A 25,931-nucleotide genomic window follows, 5' to 3' on the forward strand; every position below is an offset into this window, starting at 1 on the left:
TTGTGGAGCGTTGGCGACGATGACGCCGTGTTCGGTCGCGGCGTCGATGTCGATGTTGTCGACGCCGATCCCGGCCCGCCCGACGATCACGAGGTCATCGGCGCCGTCGAGCACTTCGCGGGTGACCTCGGTCCCCGAGCGAACGATCAGACCGTGAACCCCGTCGAGAGCACTCACGAGGGCGGTCCCGCCGTCGATCTCGTAGTCGATTTCGACCTCGTGGCCGGCCTCGCGCAGCGTCTCCAACCCCGCGTCGTCGATGGGGTCCGTAACGAGAATCCTCATGCGAGAAAGCTTCCACGCGGCGAGGTTAACCCTTGTGTCATCGGCATGGCTGGCCTTCCGAAAGGGACGGTACCGTGTGTCGAGCCACCACTATACAGTTGTCCCGAGAGGACGAACTATGGCCGACGCCTTCGGACGCATGGTCGAGGATTATCGGAAGGATCGGCTCGCCGAACGATCCGTCTACCGGCGCGACGACGGGCACGTCAGCGAGGCTCACTTGGAGGGGTATTTCGCCGACTACGACGACTGGAGCGAGCTCGACCGGTGGATGGTCGAACGCGTTTCGGGATCCGTCCTCGATCTGGGCTGTGGGGTCGGTCGGACGGCACTGTGGGCACAGGAACGCGGCCATGCGACCGTCGGGATCGACCGGAGCCCCGGCGCGATCCGGGTCGTCCGCGAACGGGGCGTCGAACGGGCGCTGATAGGGGATCTGGGCGATCCGCCGCTACGGACCGGGTTCGATACGCTGCTAGTCATAGGCCAGCAGCTCGGGCTCGGACGGTCGCGGGCGGCGCTCGAAGGGACGCTTTCGGAGCTCGCCCGAGTCACAGAGCCGGGCGGGAAGCTGGTCGCCGACCTGAGCGATCCGACGGGTCCCGACCCGCGGGCGGAGTCCGAGTACCTCGACCGCCACGCCGTCGAGCGCGGGCTGGCCTACCGACGGTTTCGCGTCGAGTACGACGGGTGCGCAGGTCCGTGGATCGACCTGCTGATGGCCAGTCCCGACGCGCTCGCCGAGGTCGTCGCCGGGACGCCGTGGACGGCGGAGGAGATCCTCGAAACCGACTCGTCGGCCTACGGCGTCGTGCTGAACCACGGCGGGTAGCGATCGCGGGGTTGACCTGCTCGGGATGGCAGGCTTGAAACCCGCGCCGGACGAACTGCCACAGAATGACACTGGTGGCGTTCGACTTCGACGGCACTCTTTCTGACTCGGAGATGACCGTGTTGCTCGGCGAGCGCTGTGGCGTCGCCGACGAGATGGCCGAGATCACCGAGCGCGCGATGAACGACGAGATGAGCTACGCCGACAGCCTCCGACAGCGCGCCGGCCTCCTCTCGGGCCTCTCCCGCGAGGAGGCGGAGGCGGCCTACGGCGAGGTTCGCCTGCGGCCGGGCGCGGCCGAGCTGATCGAGGCACTCAACGCGGCGGGCGTTCACACGGCCGTCCTGACAGGCGGGTTCGAACGGGGCGTCGAACTCGCGCTCGAACGCGAGGACGTCGCGGTCGATTCGATCGTCGCGAACCGCCTCCCCATCGAGGACGAGGCACTGACCGGCGAGGTCGAAGGCCCCCTGATCGAGGGGACGAAGGACGACGCGCTGCGCCGGCTCGCGAGCGGCCGGGGTGCCGATCCCGAGGACACGGTCGCCGTCGGGGACGGCGCGAATGACCTACCGATGTTGCGGGTCGCCGGGCTCGCGGTCGGATTCGACCCGAAACCCGCCGTCGCGCCCCACTGCGAGGAGACCGTCGAGACCATGGACGAACTTCGTCGGTTGTTCGAAAAACGAGGGGTTCTCTGACGTAACGTTTGGGAAGACCGCCACATTAATACCACCCGCGCGAATCGGTGAGGACATGGATCCAACGCTACTGCACACCGGCGCCGAGCACCCCGATCTGACGCTGCTCGTACTGACAGGCATCCTCTCGTTTGCCGCCGGTACCGGACTGGGCGTGTACGCGGCGCTCCGCGGGAAGGTCGCGAGCGTTCTGGGGAACTCGACCGAGAACTAGCGCGGAAAGAGGCTCGCGTGGACCGGCGCGAAGTCGCTGCTTGGCTCCTCGCCCTTCGTATCGGTGATCGATTTTCCGGCCAGGCCGTCGTCGAGGAAGTCCGCGAGCGGTGGCCCGACCTTGCCGGGCTCGACGAGGAAGGCGTCGTGGCCGTGGTCGGACTCGACGACGTGGTGGGCGGCCTCGCCAGTGGCGCGAAACGCCTTTGCGACCTGCTCGGACTGGGCGACGGTGAAATGCCAGTCGCCGGTGAAGCTCATCAGGAGCGCCTCGCCGGTGAAGGCCGCGAGCGCGTCGGCGTCGGACTCGTAACCCGACGCGAGATCGTAATCGTCCATCGCACGGGTCAGATAGAGGTAGCTGTTGGCGTCGAACCGGTCGACGAACTTCGTCGATTGGTAGTCGAGGTACGACTCGACGTCCCGGTAGGGAAAGAAGTCGGCGGCGGGGTCGGCGGGAAACGCCTCGCGGTGGGCGTCCCGACCCGCAGAACGCCGGCCGAACTTGCGCTCCATCGAGTCCTTCGAGAGGTACATCATGTGGCCCAACTGGCGGGCCAGCGCCAGCCCGTCGTCGGGCTCCGCCCCGCCGTAGTACTCGCCGCCCTGCCAGTCGGGGTCGGTCGTGATCGCCCGGCGGGCGATGGCGTCGAGACCGAGACACTGGGCGTCTAGCCGGGCGGCCGCGGCGACCGCGGCGACCCGGTGGACGTCGTCGGGATACCGGGCAGCCCAGTCGAGCGCGTTCATTCCCCCTACGGAGCCGCCGACGACGGCGTGCAGGCGGCCGACGCCGAGGTGGTCCAGTAGGGCGCGCTGGGCGCACGTCCAGTCTCCGACCGTCACCGGAGGAAAGTCCGTGCCATAGGGCTCGCCCGTTTCGGGGTTTTCGCTCGGAGGTCCCGAAGAACCGTAACACGATCCCGGGACGTTCACGCAGACGACGTAGTACTCGGCGGTGTCGATCGCTTTTCCGGGACCGACGATGTCCTCCCACCACGCCGAGGCCTGATCGCTCGTCGAATCGCGAAACGAGCCCGCGACGTGGGCGCTACCCGTCAGGGCGTGACAGACCAGCACGCAGTTCTCGCCGGTGAACTCGCCGTACGTCTCGTAGGCGACCTCCAGGTCGGAGATCGACTCGCCACACGCGAAGCGAAACTCGCCCAGCGAGGCGAACTCCCGATTCTCGCTCATGGCTCGCTCGAACGCCCCGTAGCGACTTCGATCGCTCGGTCCAGATCCCGAAGGACGTCCTCGGGGTCCTCAATGCCTACGGAGAGGCGCACGAGGTCCTCCGTAACGCCGCTTTTCGCGCGCTGCTCGGGGGTGAGCTGGCCGTGGGTCGTCGAGGCCGGATGGATGATCAACGATTTGGCGTCGCCGATGTTGGCGACGAAGCTCACCAGGTCGACGGCCTCGCAGACGCGCTTCCCGCCCTCGAAGCCGTTTTCGAGCCCGAAGGCGATCATTCCGCCGAACCCACCTTCGAGGTATTCGCGTGCGTTGTCGTGGGTCGGATGCGATTCGAGGCCGGGATAGGTCACCCAGGAGACGGCCTCGTGATCGGCCAGAAACTCGGCGACGATGGCGGCGTTCTCACAGTGGCGCTCCATCCGCAGGGGGAACGATTCGAGCCCCTGGAGAGTGGCCCACGCGTCGAAGGGGGCCTGCTGGGCGCCGAGCGCCCGCAGCGAGCGAAATCGGGCGGCGGCGGCGAAGGGCGCCTCGGGGAAGTCACGGCTGAAGTCGATCCCGTCGTAGGCGGGATTTTCCCCCGAAAGTTCCTCATAGCCCGTCCAGTCGAACGAGCCGCCGTCGATCAGGGCGCCGCCGACGGTCGACCCCGACCCGTGGAGCCATTTCGTGGTCGATTCCCAGACGAGATCGGCGCCGCACTCCAAGGGTCGACATAGATACGGCGTGGCGAACGTGTTGTCGACGAACAGCGGTGCCCCGTTGTCGTGGGCGATCTCCGCCACTCGCTCGATGTCCGGGGTGACGAGCGAGGGGTTGCCGATGGTTTCGAGGTGGACGAACGCCGTGTCCTCGTCGATGGCTTTTTCATACTCCTCGTAATCGAGCGTGTCGACGAAGTGCGTCTCGATTCCGCGACGGCCCGCGACGTGGTTGAAGTACGCGGTGGTACCGCCGTAGATCGCGGACGAGGAGACGATGGAGTCGCCGGGCGCGGCCAGCAGAAAGGTCGCGGCGTCGAGGGCGGCCATTCCCGAACTAGTAGCGACGGCGTCGACCCCCCCTTCGAGGGCGGCGAGGCGCTCTTCGAGCGTCCTGGTAGTGGGATTGCTGATCCGGGAGTAGACGTCGCCCTCCGCCGAAAGGGCGTACAGATCCGCGGCGTGATCCGCGCTCTCGAACTGGTAGGAAGTGGTCTGGTAGATCGGCGTCGCGCGCGCCCCGGTCGCCGGATCCGCGCGCCCGCCACTGTGTACGCTACGCGTCGCTGGTCCCCAGTCGTTCATGTATACAGTGCATATCGTCCAAGAGATTTATAACCAGTAATAACGGCAAGACTCGCGGTTTCCGTGCGGCCGAGATCGCCGCCCGAGGCGGCGGGTTCCCAACATCGCCGTCGTACGGTCGGTGATGCGACGAGAGCTGGAAGCTGTCCGGGCGGCTCCACTACACGTCGGTTCCACTGGCGTGTCTGGTCTTTCTGGCCGTGCTTCCTACTGAAACCTGCGAATGACGCTCTGAAGGACCGGCAGTCGCAGGGAGGCTTTTTGTCCCCGTGGAGCAACAGAATCGGGTATGGCACCGAACCTACCGGACCTGCTGGGACGGGGATTCGACCGAGGAATGGAGGCGGCCTTTACCGCCGACTCGATCACGCAACTGGCCGAAGCGGTCGACCTCGAGGCGCTCGAACAGGGCGATCCCGAGGCGATGGACTTCGAGCGCATGGGCGAGCTGGTCGGCCAGATGACCGGTCGGCTCGTCGTCAAACAGACGGTCGGACGCTACACGCCCGGCCAGTTCGCAGAACAGACGGTCGGCTACGCGGTCGGCGGCGCGATCGGCCGCGAGGGTGGGCGGCTCGTCCTGCAGGTCGTCGAGAACCAGCGAGGGGATCCCGTCGAGGTCGACATCGAAGTCCTCGACGAGGGGGAAGTCGAGGACGACGAGGACATCCGCGATCTCGGTGACGAGGGCGAAGTGGACGATATCGGCGAACTCGGCGGCGACGGGCTGGACGGCCTCGACGAGGGGGACGCGGGGTTCGACGACGAGGAGTCGGACGATCCGGACGAATAGCCCCAACCTTTTTCCCATAGACGGCAAGTGGCCGGTATGGAACCACGGATCACGCGGATCCAGACGACGGAGTTCTCCTACCCGATCGAGGACGTCGGCACCGACACCCACGGGTTCAACCTGACGTACGAACCCGGCGCGACCACCGAGCGAAAGCTGTTCGCCCTCCAGATCGAGACCAGCGAGGGGATCACCGGCGAGTACATCGGCGGCAATTCGCCGGCCTTCGCCCAGATCAACACCGTGGCGAACTACCTGATCGGAAAGAACCCCCTTCACAGGGAACGCCACTGGAGCGAGCTCAAGCGAACGCTCAGGAAGTACGACCGGATGGGGATCGGCCCGCTCGACATCGCGCTGTGGGATTTCGCAGGAAAACACCACGACGCCCCGATCCACGACCTTCTAGGGACGTATCGCGAGCGTCTCCCAACGTACGCCTCGACGTACCATGCCGACGACAGCGGCGGGCTCAACTCTCCAGCGGCCTACGCCGATTTCGCCGAGGAGTGTCGTGAACGGGGCTTTCCCGGGTTCAAGATCCACGGCTGGGGCGGGGGCGACGACGCCCGACAGATAGACAGGGAGATCGCCACCGTCCACGCCGTCGGCGAGCGCGTCGGCAGCGGGATGGACCTGATGCTCGATCCGGCCTGCGAGTACGAGACGTTCGCCGACGCCCTACAGGTCGGGAAGGCGTGTGACAAACAGGACTTCTACTGGTACGAGGACCCGTATCGCGACGGCGGTATTTCCCAGCACGCCCACCGCAAACTGGGCGAACACCTCGACACCCCGATCCTCCAGACCGAACACGTCAGGGGACTCGAACCGTTCACCGACTTCGTCGCGAGCGGGGCGACGGATTTCGTCCGCGCGGATCCGGAGTACGACGGCGGGATCACCGGCGCGATGAAGCGCGCGAGGATCGCGGAAGGGTTCGGCCTCGACGTGGAGTTTCACGCGCCCGGGCCCGCCCAGCGCCACTGCATCGCCGCGACGAGGAATGCAAATTACTACGAGCTCGCACTGGTCCACCCGAAATGCGACAACACCCAGCCGCCGGTGTATCAGGAGGGCTACTCCGACCAGCTCGACACGGTCGATTCCGACGGGACCGTGGGCGTCCCCGACGGCCCCGGTCTCGGCGTCGAGTACGACTGGAAGTACATCGAATCACGGGCGCTCGGCGGCCGGGAGTACGAGTAGCTACACCGTCGACACGATCGCCTCGCCCATCGCTTCGCGGAAGCGTTCGACGTCGATGTCGGTCGCGACCCGACCGTTTTCGGGCGCCTCGGTGACACCGTACTCGTCGGCGACGAGCGTACCCCGGCAGGGTCCCTCGCGCGTGTCGATTTCAAGCGCCCGCTCCTCGGTCGTGAGGACGTCGTCGGTGAGCTGGGCGATCACTGCCGCGTCATGGACCGGCGAGTGCTCGATCCCGTAACGATCCTTCACCTCGTCGGGGTAGTACTCCAGCCACTCCTCGACGACCGCGCCGCGGCGGCCCGACAGGTCCAGCGTCGCGGGGTCGAGGGTCGCACGCATGGTGACGCCCAATCCGACGAACGTCGGGTCGAGCGACTGTAGGACGCGGCTCGCGGCGTCGGGATCGGCATGCAGGTTCGCCTCTGCCGCGGGCGTGCGGTTGCCCGGCGCGTAGACCGCTCCACCCATGACGAGGACCTCGTCGAGAAGCTCAGGCAGGTCGGGCTCGATCCCCAGCGCCAGCGCGAGGTTCGTCAGGGGACCGATCGCGGCGATAGTGAGGTTTCCGTCCTCGCGTGCTTTCTCGACGATGAACTCCGCTCCCGACGTATCGACGGGTTCGTGGGTGGGATCGGGCAGGTCGCCCTTGAGCCCGCCCTCGCCGTGGATGAACTCGGCGGTGTCCTGCCGTTTGACCAGCGGGCGATCCGCGCCGCGGGCGACGGGAAGGTCGCTGTCGAGGAAGTCGAGGACCGAGAGGGTGTTCCGGGTGGTGTTTTCGATGGTGGAATTCCCGGCGACGGTGGTCAGGCCGACGACGTCGAGGTCGCTTTCGAGTGCCAACAGGAGCGCGAGCGCGTCGTCACAGCCGGGGTCCGTATCGACCAGAAGGGACATGGCCCCAGCTACGAGGGCCGGAGGGAAAAGGTTCGGTCGCGTGCGGGCTTACAGCCCGGCGACGTCCTCGATGGCGTCCGTGAGCGCGCGAATGCTTTCGACGTCGTGTTCGCCCATGTGGCCGATCCGGAACGTCTCCTCGCCGAGCTGCGAGCCGTAGCCGTTCGAGAAGACCATCCCGTACTCCTCGCTCACCTGCTCGATCGTCCCCGCGACGTCGATTCCTTGTGTATTTTCGATGCAGCTCACCGTCTGGGACTCGTAGCCCTCCTCGGGAAACATCGCGAAGTGCTCGCTAGCCCACTCGCGGGTGTATTCGGCCATCTCGCGGTGGCGTTCGTCCCGCGCGTCGTGGCCCTCCTCGAGCATGTGTTTCATCTGTTTCCGGTAGGCAAGCATGATCGGGATCGCGGGCGTCGAGTGGGTCTGACCCTTCCGGTCGTAGTAGTCGAGCGTGCGCTGGAACCCGCCGTACCACGAGGCCGAGTCCTTTCCGACCTCGCGCTCGTAGGCGCCCTCACTGACGGTGCAGATCGCCAGCCCCGGCGGCATGGCGAAGGCCTTCTGCGAGGACGCGAACAGCACGTCGATCTCGTGTTCGTCGATGGCGACGTAGTCCCCGCCCAGCGCGGAGACCGCGTCGACGACGAAGTAGGTGTCGGGGTACTCGGCGACGACGTCGCCGATCTCCTCGATCGGGTTTCGCACCCCGGTCGAGGACTCGTTCATCGCGCAGGCGACGACGTCGTACCCCTTCTCGCTCTCCTCCAAGGCCTCGCGGACGTCCTCGGGTTTCACCGCCCGCCCCCACTCGTACTCGAGTCGGTCGACGTCCTTCCCCAGACGCTCGGCGACGTTGGCGTGGCGCTCGCTGAAGCTCCCGCAGGTCGCGACGAGGATGTTTTCGTCGACGAGGTTGAGCGTCGAGGCCTCCCAGAACTCCGTGCCGGAGGCGGTGAGGATTATGGCGTCGTTGTCGGTTCCGAGGAACTCCTTGGTGTCCTCGACGATCGTGGTGTAGAGGTCGGTCATCCGGTCCATCCGGTGGCCGAACATGGGCTGGGCCATCGCCTCGATGACGTCCTCGCGGACCTCCGTCGGGCCGGGAATGTACAGCGTCTCGTCCGTGTAGTCGTCCGTGTACTCGCGTTTCTCGGTCACGTGGATCACCTGGGTGGTCGATCCCGTCCCGCACTTGGGGCCTCGGAGCCGCCAAGCGGGACGGATCGACCCGTCCGTACCTCGCGGTTCGCGCGCGAGGTGATAAGCCCCGGGAATCTCCGCGAACGGTGCCAGCGGGGAGCCATGAGGAGTCAGCCCACGCAAGCATCACGGCTTACCAACTAACCGTCCTACCGACAGGTGATGTTCTATCACGACGATGAGCTCCAGTACCCGGTCGAGGTAGAGGAACCGGATCCGGCGTTCGCACGAATGCTCCAGCAGGCCATCGGAGGCGTCGAGGGCGAGATCCGCGTGTTCATGCAGTACCTGTTCCAGGGGATGAACCAGCCGCCGGAGAACGAGGGGATGCGCATGCTGCTCTACGAGACGGCCATGGAGGAGCTGGGCCACGTCGAGATGCTCGCGACGGCGGTCGCGAAGAACCTCGAAGGAGCCCCGGTCGGGATGCGCGAGGAGTTCGCCCAGGACGGCGCGGTCAACGCCGCGATGCAGGGGTACCTGCCCCGACAGTTCCTCTCGGCGGGCTTCGGCGCGATGCCCGAGGACAGCCAGGGTAACCCGTTCAGCACGGACCACGTCTACGCGAGCGGCAACCCCGCCGGTGACCTCTACGCGAACGTGACCGCCGAGGCCACCGGGAGAACGCTCGCGACCCGGCTCTGGGAGATGACCGACGATCCGGGCATGAAGGACATGCTGTCGTACCTCATCGCCCGTGACACCATGCACCAGAACCAGTGGCTCGCCGCCATACAGGACCTCGGTGACCCGGACGACGCCTTCGACCACCTGCCGGTTCCCAACAGCTTCCCGCAGGAGGAGGAGAACCAGGAGTTCAACTACGAGTTCATGTCGACGACCCGGGAGCCGACCGAGAACCCCGAGACGGCCTGGACCACGGGCGAGTCGGTCGACGGGAAAAGCGAGTTCTCCTTCGGGCGCCAGCCCGGCGGCGGCAAGCCCGACCTGCCCTCGCCCGACCCGCGGGCGTACAACGACCCAACGGACTGATCCGACGGCTGTACCCGTTCGCGCTTTTTTCGCCGACCACAGGCCTTTGAGCGCCGCGGCCGAAAATCGAGTGATGACCGACGGACTTCGCGTGATCGTCTCGGGCGGGTCGATGGGCGGGCTGTTCACGGCTCTCGCGCTTTCGGAGGCCGGTCACGACGTCGACGTCTTCGAGCGCGCGGCGGACGAACTGGAGAGTCGCGGGGCGGGAATCGTCGCCCAGCCGCGGATGTTGGAGTACCTCGGCAAACGGGGGATCGCGCGCCCCGACGATTTTTCCCTCGTGACCCATCGCAGGGAGTACCTCGACCGCGACGGGAACGTCCGCGAGGGATGGGCCGACTCGATGACCTTTACGGGGTGGGACACCCTTTACCGGCGGCTTCGGAGGGCCGTGGAGGACGACCGATATCACGCGGGCCGCGTGGTCGGGTTCGAGCGCGACGGCGAGGTTTCGGTCCGGTTCGCGGACGGGTCCGAGCGCCGGACGGACCTGCTGGTCGTCGCCGAGGGCGGGCGCTCGGGGTCGCGCGAGCAGCTACTCCCGGACGTCTCGCCGGCGTACGCCGGCTACGTCGCGTGGCGGGGGCTGATCGACGAGCACGAGATCTCGAGGAGCCTCGTCGAGCGCTTCGAGGACACCTTCGTCTTCTTCGAGGGCGACCGTCAGTTGATCCTCGGCTACCTGATTCCCGGTCCAGAGGGCGAAACGGGGAAGGGCGACCGCCGGCTCAACTGGGTCTGGTACGATAACGTCCGCGACCGGGAGCGATTGAACGAGCTGCTGACCGGTTCGGACGGTGCGGAACACGATTTTTCGGTTCCGCCCGGCGACCTCCGTGGGGAAATCGAACGCGAACTCCGGACGGCCGCCGAAGGGTTCCCCGACGTCTTCTCCCGGCTCGTCGGGGCGACTCCCGACCCGTTCGTCCAGACGATCTACGACCTTTCCGTACCCGAGATGGCCTTCGGCAGGGTCTGTCTGCTGGGCGATGCGGCGTTCGTCGCGCGCCCGCACACCGCCGCGGGCACCGCGAAGGCCGCCGCCGACGCGATCGAACTCGGGGAGGCACTCGACGGGGACGACCGGGAGTCGGCGCTGGAGGGGTGGGAGGAGAAACGCCTCGCCGCGGGCCGGCGGCTGGTCCGGGAGGGGATCCGGATGGGCGAAGGCTACATGGACTAAACGGTCGTCCGGGCCGCACACGCCCGGCCAAACGGTTAGTGGCTGGCCGCCCTCGACGTTCCCATGGAGTCCTACGACGAGTGGACCGCGAGCCAGATGTCGGAAACGGTGACGGTCGACGGTCACGGCCTCGAGATGGCCTATCGCGACGAGGGGAAGGGCGATCCGTTGGTCTTCCTGCACGGAATCCCGACGAACTCGTATCTCTGGGCGAAAATCACGCCCGAGTTCGAGGACGAGCATCGCGTGATCGTCCCCGACATGGTCGGCTACGGGAGCTCCGACATGCGCGACGGCTTCGACCGCTCGATCCGCGCCCAGGAGCTCGCCGTCGAGGACCTGCTCTCGGAACTGGAGGTAGAGTCGTGTACCTTCGTCGGCCACGACCTGGGCGGCGGGGTCGGCCTCCGACTGGCCGCCCACCGCCCCGACCTGGTCGAGCGGCTGGTGCTTTCCAACGCCGTCGCCTACGACTCCTGGCCGGTCCAGTTCGTCACCGACATGGGGCTTCCGTCGTTCCCCCGCGAGAACGATCCCGAGGAGGTCCGCGAGACGCTCGCCGAGACCTTCCGTAACGGCACCCATGGCGAGGCCGACGAGGCGTTCGTCGAGGGGATGGTCGCCCCCTGGAACTCCGAGGAGGGTGTCGTCTCGCTGTCGCGGGCGGCAAGCGCGACCAACACGAACCACACGACCGAGATCGACCCCTCGGGGATCGAGGCCGAGACGCTGCTGCTATGGGGTGCGGAGGACGACTTTCAGCCGGTGGAGTATGCCGAGCGCCTCGAAGAGGACGTCCCGGAGAGCGAACTCGTCGGACTGGAGGAGGCGTATCACTGGGTGATCGAGGACCGGCCCGAGGCCTACCGCGAACACCTGCGGACGTTCCTCGACGGATAGGGCGGCGTTTTTGCCCGCCGGGACGAAAGGGCCGGCAATGAGCGAGCAGGAAGAAAACCCCTATCTCCGGGAGCCGCCAGAGGACCTCACCCCCGTTGACGAGCTCTCGGAAGCGGACGCCGAGCGGGAGGCCCGCCAGTTGAGAGAGGCGATCCGCCACCACGACCGCCGGTACTACGCCGAGAGCGATCCCGTCATCGCCGACCGGACCTACGACCTGCTGTTCCAGCGCCTCGTCGACATCGAGGAGAGCTTCGGACTCGAGACGCCCGACAGCCCCACGCGGCGCGTGGGTGGCGAACCGCTCGACGAACTCGAAACCGTCGAGCACGTCGCGCCGATGCTCTCGATCCAGCAGAGCGGCGACGCGGCGGACGTCCGGGAGTTCGGCGATCGAATGGACCGCGAAGTAGGGAACGTAGAATACACCTGCGAGCCGAAGTTCGACGGGATCTCGATCGAAGTAGTGTACGAGGACGGCGCCTTCGAGCGCGCGGTGACCCGCGGCGACGGGCGGGAGGGCGATGACGTGAGCGCGAACGTCAGAACGATCCGCTCGATCCCCCAACGGCTCCAGGGGGAATACCCCGACTTCCTCGCGGTTCGTGGCGAGATCTTCATGCCACGGGACGCCTTCCAGGAGTACAACCGCGAGCGCGTCGAACGCGGCGACGAGCCCTTCGCGAACCCGCGAAACGCCACCGCGGGGACGATCCGCCAGCTCGACCCTTCAGTTACTGCCGAGCGCCCGCTCGACTGTTTCTTCTACGACGTGTTGGATTCGAGCCGGGAGTTCGCCACCCAGTGGAAGGAGCTCGATGCGCTCGATTCGTTCGGTCTCCGGACCAACGACCGCGCCGAGCTCATCACCGACATCGACGAGGCGCTTCGCTATCGCGACGAACTGATCGAGGAGCGCGAATCACTGAACTACGAGATCGACGGCGCCGTGATCAAGGTCAACGACAAGGCCGCCTGCGAGGAGCTCGGTGCGACCTCCCGGCACTACCGCTGGGCCTTCGCCTACAAGTTTCCCGCGCGGGCCGGCGAGACCGCCATCGGCGAGATCGCCCTGCAGGTCGGACGCACGGGCAGATTAACTCCCGTTGCGCTGCTCGATCCCGTCGACGTCGGCGGCGTCACCGTCTCGCGGGCGAGCCTCCACAACCCCGCGGAGATCAGGGAGAAGAACGTCAACGTCGGCGACGTGGTACGGGTCGAACGGGCTGGCGACGTGATTCCGTACGTCGCCGAAGTCGTGGAAAAGCGCTCGGAAGGGTTCTTCGAGTTCCCCGAGACCTGCCCCGTCTGTGACAGCGCGATCGAGCGCGACGGCCCGATCGCCTTCTGCACCGGTGGGCTGGCGTGTCCCGCCCAACTACGCCGGTCGGTCCAGTATTACGCGAGCGATTCCGGCCTCGACATCGAGGGACTGGGCGGCGAGCGGGTCGACCAGCTCTTAGAGGCCGGGCTGATCGAGGACAGCGTCGCCGACCTCTATCAGTTGGAGCGTGCCGACCTCGTCGAACTGGAGGGGTGGGGTGAGACGAGCGCCGAGAATCTGATGAGAGAACTGGAGGCCTCGAAGAACCCCCCGATATTTGCTTTCCTCGCGGCGATCGGCATTCCACACGTCGGGCGGGCGACCGCCCGCGAACTCGCGAGCGCCTTCGACGATCTGGACGGCCTGATGGAGGCCAGCGAGGACGAACTCCAGGAAGTAAACGAGATCGGAGAGATCGTCGCCCGCGAGATCCACGAGTTCTTCGACAGCGAGGGAAACCGGCGCGTGATCGAGGAGCTTCGCGAGGCGGGCGTCTCCCCCGACGCGGTCGAGCGCGAGGCGGGCGACGCCCTCGACGGGCTGACGTTCGTCTTCACGGGGTCGCTTCTCGACCGGACGAGAAGCGAGGCCCAAGAGGAGATCGAGCGGGCGGGCGGCTCCGTCACGGGCAGCGTCTCGGGCAACACGGACTACCTCGTCGTCGGCGAGGAGCCCGGAGCCAGCAAGCGCGAGGACGCCGAGGAGAACGACGTACCCGAACTCACACCCGCGGAGTTCGAGGAGTTGGTGGGAACGGGCGAGGAATCGAGCGATCAAGGGTCGAACGGGCAGGAGTCATCGAATCAACGGACGCTCGACGATACGTTTCAGTAGCGACGGATCGGCGACGTGATCAGTCCTTATAGATCCGCATCGCGAAAGGCGAGATAACCCAGGACGGGCGGGACGACCAGCCACGCGAGGAAGACGACGGCGACGACCGGGTCCGAGAAGTACGCTGGAAGCGGATCGAGCGCCTGGGCGTAGATCTGGCTCGCGATCCCGCTGAACAGCGAAATGCGTGCGCCCAGCGCGTCGCTCGTCCAGAGGATCGCCGCGAGCGACTGGTAGGCATCGATGGGGTTCAACAGTCGGACGGCGAGCTGGACCCGCGCGAGCGTCTCGAAGCCGATGTCCGTGTACTCGTTGAGCAGGCTGACCAGCCCCTCGGCGACGCTGCCCCAGAAGAGCGCGAAGACCACGAACAGCCCGACGTTGCCGAGCATGGCCCGTCGGCGCGAGCCGGCCGCCGCGCTGATCCCGACGGCGAGACAGACGAACACGACGCCCAACAGCGCCGACAGCAACGCGAAGGCGACGAAGTTGGCGAGTTCGAGCGTGACGGGCGTGATCAGGAAGACGATCGCGGCCGCGAGAAAGCCGAGCAGGATCGGCAGGACGATCACGGCGCTTCGCCCGAGGACTTTCCCGAGTACGATATCCCGTCGGGTGTGCGGAAGCGCGAGCAGGAGTTTCAGCGTTCCCGAGTCGCGCTCGCCCGCGACGGAGGCGTACGCGAGCACGATCGCGACGATGGGGATGATGAAGGCGATGAACGAAGAGAGCAGGTTGACGAAGGCGTTCGAGGAGAGCTGCTCGCCCGTTTGCTGTTGGACGGCACCGCCGACGCCCGCCGCGAAGAAGTACGACAGCGCGACGAACAGTACCAAAAAGAGCACGGAGAGTCCGATGACCCAGCCCGAACGGATCGAGTCCGCGAAGTCCTTTCGCGCGACGACCCGCCAGCTCATCGTCCGCCCTCCGTGTAGGCCCGAAAGAGGTCTTCGAGCGAGGCCTCCTCGGTCTCGAAGTCGCGCACCTCCGCGCCCTCGCTTTCGAGCGCGCTCAACACGGCGGTCTTCGAGCCGCTCTCGACGCCGACTCTGAGGACCGAGCCGTCCTGTTCGACCCCCGAGACCCCGTCGAGTGCGCGCACACGGTCGACCGCCCGCGAGGGGAGCTCGCCGACCGTGATCCGAAGCGTCGTGTCGGTGCCGGCGGCCTCGCGCAGGCCGGCGACGCTGTCCTCTGCGACGAGCCGGCCCTCCCGGAGGATGCCGACGCGATCACAGACCGCATCGACCTGTCCGAGGATATGGCTCGAAAAGAAGACCGTCGCACCGCGGGCGACCTCCTCGCGGATGATCTCGCGCATCTCGAGCGCGCCGTTGGGATCGAGCCCCGTGGAGGGCTCGTCGAGTACGAGGAGGTCGGGCTCGCCGACGAGCGCCATCGCGAGCGCGAGGCGCTGGGTCATCCCCTTCGAGTAGTCGCCGGCCTTGCGGTCGGCGGCATCGGCGATGCCGACCCGTTTCAGGAGGGCGTCGGGGTCGTCGCTCGCCCCCTTCGAGTCGACGGCGAGTTCGACGTGCTTCCGGCCGGTGAGGCGGTCGTAGACGTCGAATCCCTCGGGCAGGACGCCGGTGCGTTTTCGGACCGCGAGGCTCTCCTCGTGGGCGTCGTAGCCGAGCACTTCGATGGAGCCCTGCGAGGGGTGGACGAAATCGAGGATCATGTCGATCGTCGTCGATTTGCCCGCGCCGTTGGGCCCGAGAAAGCCGAAGACCTCGCCCTCGCGTACCGTGAGGTCGAGGCCGTCGACCGCGACGACGTCGTCGGACGAGGTCCGACTGCCCGGAGGACGGAGTCCCCCACTGTCGTCGTAGCGTTTGCTCACGTCGCGCAGTTCGATCGCGGCCATTGCCCGCGCTAGATCCAGCCCCGATATAGGTCTTTAGATCGAATCGTCGGGATCGTGGCGCTCGGCCATCCGCTCGGCCTCGCTTTCGTAGCGCTCGGCGTTCGCCCCGTCGATCGGGCCGAGATTCTCGCTCTCGACCTCCATCGCGGCGGTGGCGTCGGGGCCGGTCGCCGCCGCTCGCTCGGTGACGTACTGGCCCGAGCCGTCAGTCGGGACGTAGGTCAGCCGGATCAGCCCCTTGTCGTCGTACGTGCGCTCGACCAACCAACACTGAAGGGTCTCGGTCATACCGCGAGGTTCGCACCCGCCGGGTTTGTATGCGACGCTTACTCCTGGACCGGGAAGCGACCGACGGCCGGAAAACATATGCTGGCGTTCGGAGACCGTCCTCCATGAGCGACGAGGGCGGTATCGTGGCGGTGGCGGACGCCGTCTCGGAGCTGTTCTACGCCATCGCGGGCTGGCTGCTGGTCGGGCTCGGGGCCCTCGGGCTGATCGCTGCCGTCGTCGGACTCGCCGCGGGCGGGGGCGTCGGCTCCACGATGGGAGTGGTCCTTCTCATGCTGTTCGCGTTCGTGTTGGTCGCGTCGGGCGTGCTGGTCAACCCGCGCCTTCGCCGCCGGCTCGACCGCCGTCACGCGATAACGCGGTTCGGACGGGTACGGAACACCGACCGGCGGGTGGTCCGTCCCGATGAGAACTGTAGCGAACCGTACGTCGTCTGTGGAACCGCCGTCAAGAGCGGAACAGTACGGCGGTATCGCGAGGAGTACGCGGTCGCCGAGATTCCGTTTTACACCCGTTCCGAAGGCTACAACCACTACTGTATCGACTGTGCGCTCTCCGGCTCCGAAATCCCGGCCGGAAGGGGCCGGTCGAGTGATGGACACCCCCAAGCGGTGGTAGAACGGCGCTGGGGGAGGGCGGCAGGTTCAAACGGATCGGACGGCTAGAACGGGTGAATGGACGGGGGCGAACTCAAAGACCGTACAGCGACGCTGCCGCGCGAGCCGGGGGTCTACCAGTTCCTCGCGGAGGGGACGACGCTGTACGTCGGCAAGGCCGTCGACCTCAGGAGCCGGGTGCGCTCCTACGCGGATCCCAGAAGCGAGCGGATCCGGCGGATGGTCGAGAGCGCCGAGGCGATCGACTTCGCGGTGACCGACACCGAGACCCAGGCGCTCCTATTGGAGGCGAACCTGATCAAGCGCCACCAGCCCCGCTACAACGTCCGCCTGAAGGACGACAAGTCCTATCCATTAGTTCAGCTCACCGACCACGAGTTCCCCCGCATCGAGATCACGCGGGATCCCGACAGCGAGGCGACCGCCTTCGGCCCCTTCACGGACAAAGGGGTCGTCGAGGTCGTGGTGAAAGCCCTTCGCGAGATTTACGGCGTGCGGGGCTGTTCGGATCACAAGTTCTCCGGGCGAAGCCGGCCCTGTCTCGACTACGACATCGGGCTCTGTACCGCCCCCTGCACCGGCGAGATCGGGCGGGAGGCCTACGTCGAGGACGTCGAGTCGGTGAAACGCTTCTTCGCGGGCGAGACGGGCGCCCTCGCCGACCCCCTGAGGCGACGCATGGAGCGGGCGGCCCAGGAGCAGTCCTTCGAGCGGGCGGCGAGCCTGCGCGACCGACTGGAGGCGGTCGAGGGGTTCCACGAGGGTCGCGGGGAGGCCATCAGCGACGCGAGCGACGCGCGCCACGTCGACGTGCTCGGGGTCGCGACCGAGGGCGAGCGCGCGATCGTCGCCCGACTACACAGCGAGGGCGGCCAGTTGGTCGATCGGGACCGCCACCACCTCTCGATCCCCGACGCCGAGGACGGCCACGCGGGCGTGCTCGCCGCGTTCATCGCCCAGTACTACGCCGAGCGTGAGCTTCCCGACAGCTTGCTGGTACCGGAAGACCCCGCGGACGATGAGTTGCGGGGCTGGCTCGAGGGTGAGGGCATCGACCTTCGGGTGCCCGGGGCGGGCCGGGAGGCTACCCTCGTGGACCTGGCGATCAAGAACGCCCGCCGGGGCGACTACAGCGACGACCCGGTGAGCGCGCTGGCCGAGGCGCTCTCGATGGACCGTCCGGAACGCATCGAGGGGTTCGACGTGAGCCACGCCCAGGGCAAGGCCGCCGTGGGAAGCGACGTGCTGTTCGTGGGCGGCGAGGCCGACACGTCGGGCTACCGCCGCAAGAAGCTCGAGGAGCGAAACGACGACTACGCCAACATGCGCGCGCTGGTGGGATGGCGCGCCCTGCGGGCCGTCGAGGGGCGTGACGACCGGCCCGACCCCGATCTCCTGCTCATCGACGGCGGGGAAGGGCAACTCGACGCCGCCCGCGAGGCGATGCGGGAGGTCGGCTGGGAGATACCGACGATAGCGCTCGCGAAGGCCGAGGAGCTGGTGATCACGCCCGAGGGACCCCTCGACTGGCCTTCCGACGCCGCCCATCTCCACCTCCTCCAGCGGGTACGCGACGAGGCCCACCGTTTTGCGGTCCAGTACCACCAGACGCTCCGGGACGACGTTTCAACTGTCCTCGACGACGTTCCCGGAATCGGGCCCAAAACGAGGACGAGCCTCCTGCGGCGGTTCGGCAGCGTCGAAGGCATCAGGAAAGCCTCGACGGGCGACCTCGAAAGCGTCGAGGGCGTGGGCGAAAAGACCGCGAGGACGATATCCGAACGCCTCTGAGGCGCGAGAGCGATCGCCGCGCGGTCCCGAATCCCCTAGCGGTCGGCGGCCTCGACCAACTGGTAGCCGATGGTTCCCTCGCGTAGCTGCTCGGTGTGGGCTGCGAGCCGGTCGTCCGCGGCGAGCAAAAGGACGTCGAGCCCCTTCGTCGCCGCCTCTCGAACCGCTTCGGGCGTCCCGAATCGGATCTCGGGGTCGAGTTCGGCGGCACTCGCGGCCGCGACGGCCTCGGTGCCCGCGGTCGCCACGAGGTCGTGCTCGGCGGCGTACTCGGCGATCGTTTCGGGATCGGCGAGCGTGCTGCCCCCCTCGTTGACCCGCGGCAGCGAGACGACCGTCACCTCGCCGAGTTCGTAGTCGAGCACACCTTCGAAGTCAGTGACACCGACGTCCCGCCCGGCGTCGGCACTCGTGATCGCGACTGCGCGCGCACCGTCACCCCGTCCGGGCGAGGCTCTGAGAACCCCCTCGACCATCGACAGCGTTACCGTTCGTCCGTTCTCGATCGCATCGGTTGCAAGCGCCGTCTCGATCTCGACCTGTCCGATGACGTCCTCGGCAACGTGGTCGGTAAACACCTGGAGTTCGTCGGTTCGGGAGATCAGCCAGTCGACGCCCTCCTTGCTCACCTCGTAGCGTCCGCGTCCGCCCGTCTCGACGTGACCATCCTCGACGAGTCCCTGCAGGTAGTCGCTGACCGCCTGGGCGGTAATCCCGATTGCGTCGGCGATCTCCTGTTGGCTGACCGCCGGCTGGCGTTCGGCGATCTCGACCAAGATCTGATACCGCGTGGCGTCGCGCTTGTTCCGCAGGACGCTCAACCCCCCTCTCTCGGTGTCCGCCATTGGACCCCACTCGGGAGTCCGAGAACAAGTAATTTTGTGCTTCGATCGGACGAGAGCGTGTTTCGATCCAATTCACTTGTATTGCGATCGTGGCGAACCACTCTCGGCGGTGCCTACCACTCCAGCGAACCGCCCGACTGGTACTCCGCGACGTTGGTCTCGAAGAAGTTCTTCTCCTTGTTCAGGTCGACCTGCTCGGCCATCCACGGGAACGGGTTGTCGGTGTCGTAGACCGGCTCCATTTCCAACTGATCCAGCCGTCTGTCGGCGACGTACTCGACGTACTCGGCGAACTGGTCGGGCCCCATCCCGAGGACCTCCTCGGGGCAGGCCTCGCGGGCATACGTGCGTTCGAGGTCGACGGACTCGCGGATCAGCCCCTCGATCTCCTGTTCGAACTCCGCGGTCCACACGCCCGGATGCTCCTTGCGGACGGTGTTGATCAGGTCGACCCCGAAGTTCAGATGGAGCGACTCGTCGCGCATGATGTACTCGAACTGCTCGCCGACGCCGACCATCTTCCCCTGCCGCTTGAGCCCGAGCATCATCGCAAAGCCCGCGTAGAAGAAGATCCCCTCCATGATGACGTAGAACCCGACGAGGTCCCGAAGGAACTCCCGGACGTCTTCATCACTCTCGATCTCGAAGGTCGGGTCGTCGATCACCTGCGTGAGGTCGACGACGAACTCGTCTTTGGCCTCGATCGCGGGGATGCGGTCGTACATCCCGTAGAGGTGGTCGGGATCGAATCCAAGCGAGTCACAGCAGTAGATGAACGTATCGGTGTGGATCGCCTCCTCGTAGGCCTGTCTGAGGAGATACTGGCGACACTCGGGGGCAGTGACGTGGTCGTAGACCGCGAGCACGATGTTGTTGGCGGTCAACGACTCCGCGGTCGAGAAGAAGCCGAGGTTCCACTCGACGAGCTGGCGTTCTTCATCGCTGAGCTCGTCGTTCTCCCACTGGTGGACGTCGTCGGCCATCGGCACCTCCTCGGGTGTCCAGTTGTTGGCGACGCCGGCCTCGTAGTACTCGCGGGCCCAGTCGTAGTCGATCGGCAGGATCTTGTTGGGGTCGTGGTGGCTCTCGGTGTTGATCAGCGCCATTACTGACAGGCCTCGCAGGTCGGGTCCTCGACGCTCGGCAGGCCGTTCCCCTCGTCCTCGTCGTCGTCATCGTCGTCCGAGTCCCGGAACTGGGTGTCGTCGTACTCGCGCATGTCGAGCGTGGTCTTCTCGACCTGGCTCGCGCCCAGCGTCCGGAGGTAGTAGGTCGTCTTCAGGCCGAGCTCCCAGGCGGTCTCGTAGACGCCCGCGAGCAGCGAGCCGTCGGTCGACGGGAAGAAGACGTTGTGCGACTGGCTCTGGTCGATCCAGGTCGCACGCTCCGCCGAGAGGCGGAGCTGGTGGCGCGGGTCGATCTCGAAGGCGCCCCGGTGGAGCTCCGTGACGTCCTCCGGTATCGCGTCGATCTCCTGGATCGAGCCGTCGTGGTACTTGATCCGGTCGCGGATCTCGTCGGTCCACAGCCCTCTCTCCCTGAGGTCGGCGACGAGGTGGTCGTTGATCACGGTGAAGTCGCCCGACATGTTCGACTTCACGTACAGATTGGAGTAGACCGGCTCGATCGAGGGGGTCGTCCCCGCGATCGTCGAGATGGTCGCGGTCGGCGCGACCGCCATCGTGTTGGAGTTTCGCACCCCGTGCGAACTGACGTGCTCGCGCACCCGTCCCCAGTCGAGGCGCTCCTCGACGTCGATCGGGATCTCGCGCCCGCGCTCCTCCTCGAGCAGCTCGACGGTGTCCTGGGGCAACAGGCCCCGATCCCACTTCGAGCCCTCGTAGCTCTCGTAGGTTCCGCGCTCGGCGGCCAATTCCGAGGAGCCGAGGATCGCGTGATAGGAGACGAGTTCTTGGGTTCGGTCGGCGAACTCGACGGCTCTCTCGGAGTTCATCGGAATGTCCTGTTCCAGCAGGGCGTCGTGAAAGCCCATGATACCTAAGCCAACTGGCCGGTGGCGCATGTTCGAGCGTTCGGCCTTCTCCGTGGGGTAGAAGTTGAGGTCGACGACGTTGTCGAGCATCCGCATCGCCGTGTTGACCGTCTCGGCGAGCGCCTCGCGGTCGGGCCCGTCCTCGCCCACGTGGCGTGAGAGGTTCACCGAGCCGAGGTTGCAGACGGCGGTCTCCTCCTCGCTCGTGTTCAGCGTGATCTCCGTACAGAGGTTCGAGGAGTTGATAACACCCGCATGATCCTGCGGCGAGCGGACGTTACAGGGGTCCTTGAACGTGATCCACGGGTGGCCCGTCTCGAACAGCCGGGTGAGGGTGGTTCGCCACAGTTCCGCGGCCTCGCACCGCTCGTACTGGTCGAGTTCGCCCGCTTCCGCTTTCCGCTCGTACTCCCTGTACTTCTCCTCGAACTCGGCTCCATAGGTGCCGTGCAGATCGGGCACCTCCTCGGGCGAGAAGAGCGTCCACTTCTCGTCGTCCTGGACGCGCTTCATGAACAGATCGGGCACCCACGCCGCGGTGTTCATGTCGTGGGTGCGCCGGCGCTCGTCGCCGGTGTTTCGCCGCAGGTCGAGGAACGCGGGGAAGTCCATGTGCCACGCCTCGAGGTAGGCACAGGCCGCCCCGCGTCGCTTTCCACTCCTGTTTATCGCGCCGGTCACGTCGTTCGCGATCTTCAAAAATGGCACTGTCCCCGTCGACTCGACGCCCGTCGAGGAGATCCGCGCGCCGCTCGCCCGGAGCGGCGTCCAGTCGTTGCCGAGCCCGCCCGACCACTTCGAGAGCTTCGCGTGTTCCTTGTACGCGTCAAAGATCCCCTCAAGATCGTCGGGAACGGTGGTGAGGTAACACGAGGAGAGCTGCGGGTGGGTCGTCCCGGCGTGAAAGAGCGTCGGCGTCGAGTGGACGAACCGCAGCGTCGAGAGCAGGTCGTAGAACTCCGTTGCGTACTCCTCGCGCTCCTCGGGAGCCTCCCGCAGCGCGATCCCCATCGCGACGCGCATCCAGAACGTCTGCGGGAGTTCGATGGGCTCGTCACCGTCACGGAGGAAGTAGCGCTGGTACAGCGTCTCCATCGCCATGTGGTCGAGCCGGTCGTCGCGCTCGAGCTCCAGCGCCTCCGAGAGCGCCCGAAGGTCGTACTCCGCCATGCGCTCGTCGAGCAGGTCGGCCTCGACCCCGCGCTCGATGGAGGCGACGAACGACTCCCGATACGCCGCCTCGCGGTCCTCGCTCTCGCCGACGCGCTCCTCGAAGTAGCGCTCACGGAAGACCCGCGCGGCGATCGTCTCGTAGGCGGGGTCGCGCTCGATGCGGGCGGTGAGCGCCCCGATGACGGCCTCGTAGACCTCCTCGCGGCTCGCCTCCTCGTAGCAGTCGCGCTCGGCCGCACTGGCGATCTCGGCGAGGGTCTCGTCGTCGACCCGGTCGCTCCACGCCCGTTCCAATATCGTTTCGATCCTTTCCGATCGTGTCGTAGCCTGGCTCATGATAACTCGGCCCGACAGCGTCGCCACTACCGGCACAACGCCACTCAGGGCGGCGGTTCGGGCCGTATTCGTCTCTCCGGCGGCACCGGCATAAATATTCCCAACTCTACTTTCTGTAGAACAAGTGTATTTGTATCCGATGACGGGAGAGCGGGGCTCAACGACCGCCGGTGGAGGGAGCGAACCCGGAGGACTCCCGCGACAGCACCCACACACCGAGCCGACGAACCACTGCCACGCAAACCCGCGTTGAATCCCTCCTATCGACCGATTAAAGTCCGGTTGGGATAGAGACGGCTCAGTGATGATCGGGGAACGAGAACGGCGGCGGGGCGGAACCGGATCGGGGCGGCTCGTGGTAGTCGCCGGGGGCACCCGAACGGCGGGGATCGAAGGGAGTGATGGACCGATCAGTGCCGCCGGGGCGGATCCCGAGGCGATGATGTCCACCCCCAGTGCGGACCTCGAGATCCTCGAATACGGCGGCGTGACGCGCGCCCCGACCGTGCCGGTCAGTCCCACCGGCTGTCCGACCCCGGCGGTCCACACCCGCGCGGTCCGCGAACTACTGGGATTCGACGTGACCTGCCTCGACGCCGGACTCGCCCGGTCGAGCGGCGCGCCGACCGTTTCGCTGGGCGACGAACCGGGTGGGGACATCCGGAACGAGGAGGCGGTCGGAAACGCCCGCGAACTGTTCGACGCCGCGGAGGAGTTCGGCCGGTCGCTTCCCGACTCAGAACTCGCCATCGGCGAAACGGTTCCGGGCGGGACGACCACCGCGATGGCGGTCCTCCGGGCGCTCGGGGAGCGTTCGGCCGTCTCCTCGTCGCTTCCGGCGAACCCGCTGGCGCTCAAACGGGAGGTAGTGGACGACGCCCTCGCGTCGAGTGGATTCGAACCCGGCAGTGCGGCAGGAACGCCGATAGAAGCGGTTCGGTGTGTCGGTGATCCCGTTTTGGCCGCGGTTGCGGGCCTGATTACGGGTGCGGCCGACGCCGGAACCGACGTGATCCTCGCCGGCGGGACGCAGCTCGCGGCGGCGGCCGCGCTGGCGCGCCACGCGGGCGTCGAGGCGCCGTTGACGCTCGCGACCACCTCGTTCGTCGCCGAGGACGCGAGCGCGGAAATCGAGGCGTTGGCGACGGATCTCGATCTCGATCTCCGAGTGACCGATCCAGGATTCGATGGGCGAACCCATCCGGCGATGGCGGCCTACGCTGCCGGCGAGGCGAAAGAAGGCGTCGGAATGGGCGGGGCGCTGTGGCTCGCCGAACGCGACGGAATCCCGATGGAAGCGGTCCGCGAGCGGATCCGGACGGTCTACGACCGGCTCACTCGCGCGTAACGCACGTCATCGCGGGCTTAAAATTCCGTTTCGGGTTCGGGAACGACCCCCTCCTCGTCAAACGCGTCGAACTCCTCGCGGAGTTCGCGGATTCTGTCCCGGATATCGGCCGCGAGTTCGAACTCCAGGTTGCCCGCGGCCTCGTTCATGCGCTCCTCGAGGGCCTGGATCCGCGCCTGTGCTGCCTCGGCGTCCTCGGGGGCGTCGCCGCTCACGCCCGAGGTGTCGGTCTTGCTTCCCGGCAGGTTGGTCTCGCCGACCTCCTTGTCGATGGTCGTGGGCGTGTAGCCGTGCTCGGCGTTGTACTCGCGCTGGATCTCCCGGCGCCGTTGGGTCTCGTCGATCGCCTCCGACATGGCGTCGGTGGTCTCATCCGCGTAGAGGACGACCTCTCCCTCGGCGTTTCTGGCGGCCCGCCCCATCGTCTGGATGAGGGTGGTCCGCGAGCGGAGGAACCCCTGCTGGTCGGCGTCCAGAATGGCGACCAGCGAGACCTCGGGGATGTCGAGTCCCTCGCGCAGCAGGTTGATCCCGACGAGCACGTCGAACTCGCCGAGCCGGAGCCCGCGGATGAGCTCGTGGCGCTCCAAGGTGTCGGTCTCGTCGTGCATGTACTCCACCGCGACGCCGGCGTTCTCGAGGTACTCGGTGAGGTCCTCGGCCATGCGCTTGGTGAGAGTGGTCACGAGGGTGCGCTCGTCGCGTTCGGTTCGCTCGTCGATTCGGGCCATCAGGTCGTCGATCTGCTCCTCCGCGGATTGGACCGACACCGCCGGATCGACCAAGTGGGTGGGTCTGACGATCTGTTCTGCGATCCGCTCGCTGTTCTCGCGTTCGTAGTCGCCGGGGGTCGCCGAAACGTAGAGACGCTTGCCGACGCGCTCTTCGAACTCCTCGAAAGTCAGCGGGCGGTTGTCGTAGGCGGTCGGCAGGCGAAAGCCGTTCTCGACCAGCGAGTCCTTCCGGGACTTGTCGCCGGCATACTGGCCCTTGATCTGCGGGATGGTCTGGTGGGACTCGTCGATGACGGTGAGGAAGTCGTCGGGGAAGTAGTCCAAGAGGGTAAAGGGCGGGTCGCCCGACTCGCGCTCGGAGAAGTAAACCGAATAGTTCTCGATGCCCGAGCAGTAGCCCGTCTCGCGGAGCATCTCCAGATCGAAGGTGGTTCGCTCCTCGATGCGCTGGGCCGCGAGCATGTCGCCGTTGCGCTCGAAGTAGCGGATCCGCTTCTCGAGGTCCTCCTCGATCTCGTCGATCGCGCTCTCCAGGCGCCCTTCGGGGATCGAGTAGTGCTCCGCAGGGTGGATCAGCACGGCCGGCTCCTCGCTTTTGAGTTCGCCTTCGAGGGGGTCGAGCTTGCTCAACCGGTCGATCTCGTCACCCCAGAACTCCACGCGCACGGCATACCGACCGTACATCGGGAAGACCTCGACGGTGTCGCCCCGCACCCGGAAGGTCCCCTGGGTGAAGTCGACGTCGTTTCGCTCGTAGTTCAGGTCCACGAGACCCTTCAGCAACTCGTCGCGCTCGATGCGTTGACCCTGCTCCAGTTGAAGGCTCATATCGACGTAGTTCCGCGGGTCGCCCAGTCCGTAGATCGCCGAAACCGAGGCGACGACGATCACGTCGTCGCGGGTCAGGAGCGACCGGGTCGCGGAGTGTCTCAACCGATCTATCTCGTCGTTGATCGAGGCGTCCTTGTCGATGTAGGTGTCTGAGGCCTCGACGTAGGCCTCGGGCTGGTAGTAGTCGTAGTAGGAGACGAAGTACTCGACGGCGTTGTCCGGAAAGAGGTTTCTGAACTCCTCGTACAGTTG

At 66.6% G+C, this 25,931-nt stretch carries 23 protein-coding genes and 1 pseudogene; 12 read left to right on the forward strand and 12 right to left on the reverse strand.

Annotated elements, in window-relative coordinates; all coding sequences use genetic code 11:
* A pseudogene (locus EAO80_RS15540) lies at positions 1-285 on the reverse strand (phosphoglycerate dehydrogenase); the annotation flags it as partial.
* Between the two features lie 118 nt (positions 286-403).
* Here EAO80_RS15540 and EAO80_RS15545 point away from each other — a divergent pair.
* The 3 genes from EAO80_RS15545 to EAO80_RS19880 all read left to right on the forward strand — a co-directional run bounded on the left by EAO80_RS15545 (position 404) and on the right by EAO80_RS19880 (position 2,032).
* Complete coding sequence (locus EAO80_RS15545; RefSeq protein WP_122090780.1) at positions 404-1,117, forward strand: class I SAM-dependent methyltransferase; 714 nt, start codon at positions 404-406, stop codon at positions 1,115-1,117.
* Positions 1,118-1,182: 65 nt separating this feature from the next.
* A complete protein-coding gene (serB, locus tag EAO80_RS15550; RefSeq protein ID WP_122090781.1) occupies positions 1,183-1,818 on the forward strand; it encodes a phosphoserine phosphatase SerB in 636 nt (211 codons plus the stop codon).
* A gap of 55 nt (positions 1,819-1,873) precedes the next feature.
* Positions 1,874-2,032, forward strand: a complete 159-nt coding sequence (locus EAO80_RS19880) for a hypothetical protein (RefSeq protein WP_162994042.1) — start codon at positions 1,874-1,876, stop codon at positions 2,030-2,032.
* Here EAO80_RS19880 and metX read toward each other — a convergent pair.
* Positions 2,029-3,228, reverse strand: a complete 1,200-nt coding sequence (gene metX, locus EAO80_RS15555) for a homoserine O-acetyltransferase MetX (protein WP_122090782.1) — start codon at positions 3,226-3,228, stop codon at positions 2,029-2,031. The two genes, EAO80_RS19880 and metX, sit on opposite strands and share 4 nt — an antisense overlap.
* Entirely contained in the window at positions 3,225-4,514 is a 1,290-nt protein-coding gene (locus tag EAO80_RS15560; protein WP_122090783.1) for an O-acetylhomoserine aminocarboxypropyltransferase/cysteine synthase family protein, read from the reverse strand. Before EAO80_RS15560 ends, metX begins: the two co-directional genes overlap by 4 nt.
* Before the next feature lie 289 nt (positions 4,515-4,803).
* Between EAO80_RS15560 and EAO80_RS15565 the strand changes: the two genes are divergently transcribed.
* On the forward strand, positions 4,804-5,307 hold the full coding sequence (locus EAO80_RS15565; RefSeq protein WP_122090784.1) for a hypothetical protein: 504 nt from the start codon (positions 4,804-4,806) through the stop codon (positions 5,305-5,307).
* Between the two features lie 36 nt (positions 5,308-5,343).
* On the forward strand, positions 5,344-6,516 hold the full coding sequence (locus EAO80_RS15570) for an enolase C-terminal domain-like protein (protein ID WP_122090785.1): 1,173 nt from the start codon (positions 5,344-5,346) through the stop codon (positions 6,514-6,516).
* Here EAO80_RS15570 and EAO80_RS15575 read toward each other — a convergent pair whose 3' ends face one another.
* Both EAO80_RS15575 and EAO80_RS15580 read right to left on the reverse strand, forming a co-directional pair.
* Complete coding sequence (locus EAO80_RS15575; protein WP_122090786.1) at positions 6,517-7,416, reverse strand: nucleoside hydrolase; 900 nt, start codon at positions 7,414-7,416, stop codon at positions 6,517-6,519.
* 48 nt (positions 7,417-7,464) lie between these two features.
* A complete protein-coding gene (locus tag EAO80_RS15580; protein WP_122090801.1) occupies positions 7,465-8,577 on the reverse strand; it encodes a pyridoxal-phosphate-dependent aminotransferase family protein in 1,113 nt (370 codons plus the stop codon).
* A gap of 204 nt (positions 8,578-8,781) precedes the next feature.
* On the opposite strand from EAO80_RS15580, the gene EAO80_RS15585 reads away from it, so the two are divergent.
* From EAO80_RS15585 to ligA, 4 genes are all read left to right on the forward strand, one after another.
* Positions 8,782-9,612 carry a manganese catalase family protein gene (locus EAO80_RS15585; RefSeq protein WP_122090787.1) on the forward strand — a complete coding sequence of 277 codons (831 nt, stop codon included), beginning with the start codon at positions 8,782-8,784 and terminating at the stop codon, positions 9,610-9,612.
* 73 nt (positions 9,613-9,685) lie between these two features.
* On the forward strand, positions 9,686-10,798 hold the full coding sequence (locus EAO80_RS15590) for an FAD binding domain-containing protein (protein WP_245998647.1): 1,113 nt from the start codon (positions 9,686-9,688) through the stop codon (positions 10,796-10,798).
* Positions 10,799-10,861: 63 nt separating this feature from the next.
* Complete coding sequence (locus EAO80_RS15595; protein ID WP_122090789.1) at positions 10,862-11,698, forward strand: alpha/beta fold hydrolase; 837 nt, start codon at positions 10,862-10,864, stop codon at positions 11,696-11,698.
* A 37-nt stretch (positions 11,699-11,735) separates the two neighbouring features.
* The gene (ligA, locus tag EAO80_RS15600; protein ID WP_122090790.1) at positions 11,736-13,856 is read left to right on the forward strand and encodes an NAD-dependent DNA ligase LigA; all 2,121 of its coding nucleotides are present in this window, start codon (positions 11,736-11,738) and stop codon (positions 13,854-13,856) included.
* A gap of 26 nt (positions 13,857-13,882) precedes the next feature.
* On the opposite strand, the gene EAO80_RS15605 is transcribed toward ligA, so the two are convergent.
* The 3 genes from EAO80_RS15605 to EAO80_RS15615 are packed head-to-tail and all read right to left on the reverse strand — an operon-like array spanning position 13,883 to position 16,011.
* A complete protein-coding gene (locus EAO80_RS15605; RefSeq protein ID WP_122090791.1) occupies positions 13,883-14,773 on the reverse strand; it encodes an ABC transporter permease in 891 nt (296 codons plus the stop codon).
* Positions 14,770-15,723 carry an ABC transporter ATP-binding protein gene (locus EAO80_RS15610; protein WP_122090792.1) on the reverse strand — a complete coding sequence of 318 codons (954 nt, stop codon included), beginning with the start codon at positions 15,721-15,723 and terminating at the stop codon, positions 14,770-14,772. Before EAO80_RS15610 ends, EAO80_RS15605 begins: the two co-directional genes overlap by 4 nt.
* 33 nt (positions 15,724-15,756) lie before the next feature.
* Positions 15,757-16,011, reverse strand: a complete 255-nt coding sequence (locus tag EAO80_RS15615) for a hypothetical protein (protein ID WP_122090793.1) — start codon at positions 16,009-16,011, stop codon at positions 15,757-15,759.
* 104 nt (positions 16,012-16,115) lie between these two features.
* Between EAO80_RS15615 and EAO80_RS15620 the strand changes: the two genes are divergently transcribed.
* Positions 16,116-16,676: a hypothetical protein gene (locus EAO80_RS15620; protein ID WP_122090794.1), complete on the forward strand. Its 561-nt coding sequence runs from the start codon at positions 16,116-16,118 to the stop codon at positions 16,674-16,676.
* A 9-nt stretch (positions 16,677-16,685) separates the two neighbouring features.
* Entirely contained in the window at positions 16,686-18,419 is a 1,734-nt protein-coding gene (locus EAO80_RS15625) for an excinuclease ABC subunit C (protein ID WP_122090795.1), read from the forward strand.
* Between the two features lie 35 nt (positions 18,420-18,454).
* Here the strand turns inward: EAO80_RS15625 and EAO80_RS15630 are convergent, their stop codons facing one another.
* The 3 genes from EAO80_RS15630 to EAO80_RS15640 form a co-directional block, all read right to left on the reverse strand.
* Complete coding sequence (locus EAO80_RS15630) at positions 18,455-19,264, reverse strand: DUF7839 domain-containing protein (protein ID WP_122090796.1); 810 nt, start codon at positions 19,262-19,264, stop codon at positions 18,455-18,457.
* Positions 19,265-19,377: 113 nt separating this feature from the next.
* Positions 19,378-20,370, reverse strand: coding sequence for a ribonucleotide-diphosphate reductase subunit beta (locus tag EAO80_RS15635; protein WP_122090797.1), 993 nt, complete (start codon positions 20,368-20,370; stop codon positions 19,378-19,380).
* The gene (locus tag EAO80_RS15640) at positions 20,370-22,766 is read right to left on the reverse strand and encodes a ribonucleoside-diphosphate reductase subunit alpha (RefSeq protein WP_122090798.1); all 2,397 of its coding nucleotides are present in this window, start codon (positions 22,764-22,766) and stop codon (positions 20,370-20,372) included. The genes EAO80_RS15635 and EAO80_RS15640 overlap by 1 nt, the downstream gene beginning before the upstream one ends.
* 304 nt (positions 22,767-23,070) lie before the next feature.
* Here EAO80_RS15640 and EAO80_RS15645 point away from each other — a divergent pair, with 304 nt between their 5' ends.
* The gene (locus tag EAO80_RS15645) at positions 23,071-24,114 is read left to right on the forward strand and encodes a nicotinate-nucleotide--dimethylbenzimidazole phosphoribosyltransferase (protein ID WP_122090799.1); all 1,044 of its coding nucleotides are present in this window, start codon (positions 23,071-23,073) and stop codon (positions 24,112-24,114) included.
* A gap of 17 nt (positions 24,115-24,131) precedes the next feature.
* Here the strand turns inward: EAO80_RS15645 and uvrB are convergent.
* The coding region (gene uvrB, locus EAO80_RS15650) for an excinuclease ABC subunit UvrB (protein ID WP_122090800.1) at positions 24,132-25,931 on the reverse strand (1,800 nt) is incomplete at its 5' end.

Origin of the sequence: Halalkalicoccus subterraneus (assembly GCF_003697815.1) — an archaeon.
Lineage (GTDB): Archaea > Halobacteriota > Halobacteria > Halobacteriales > Halalkalicoccaceae > Halalkalicoccus > Halalkalicoccus subterraneus.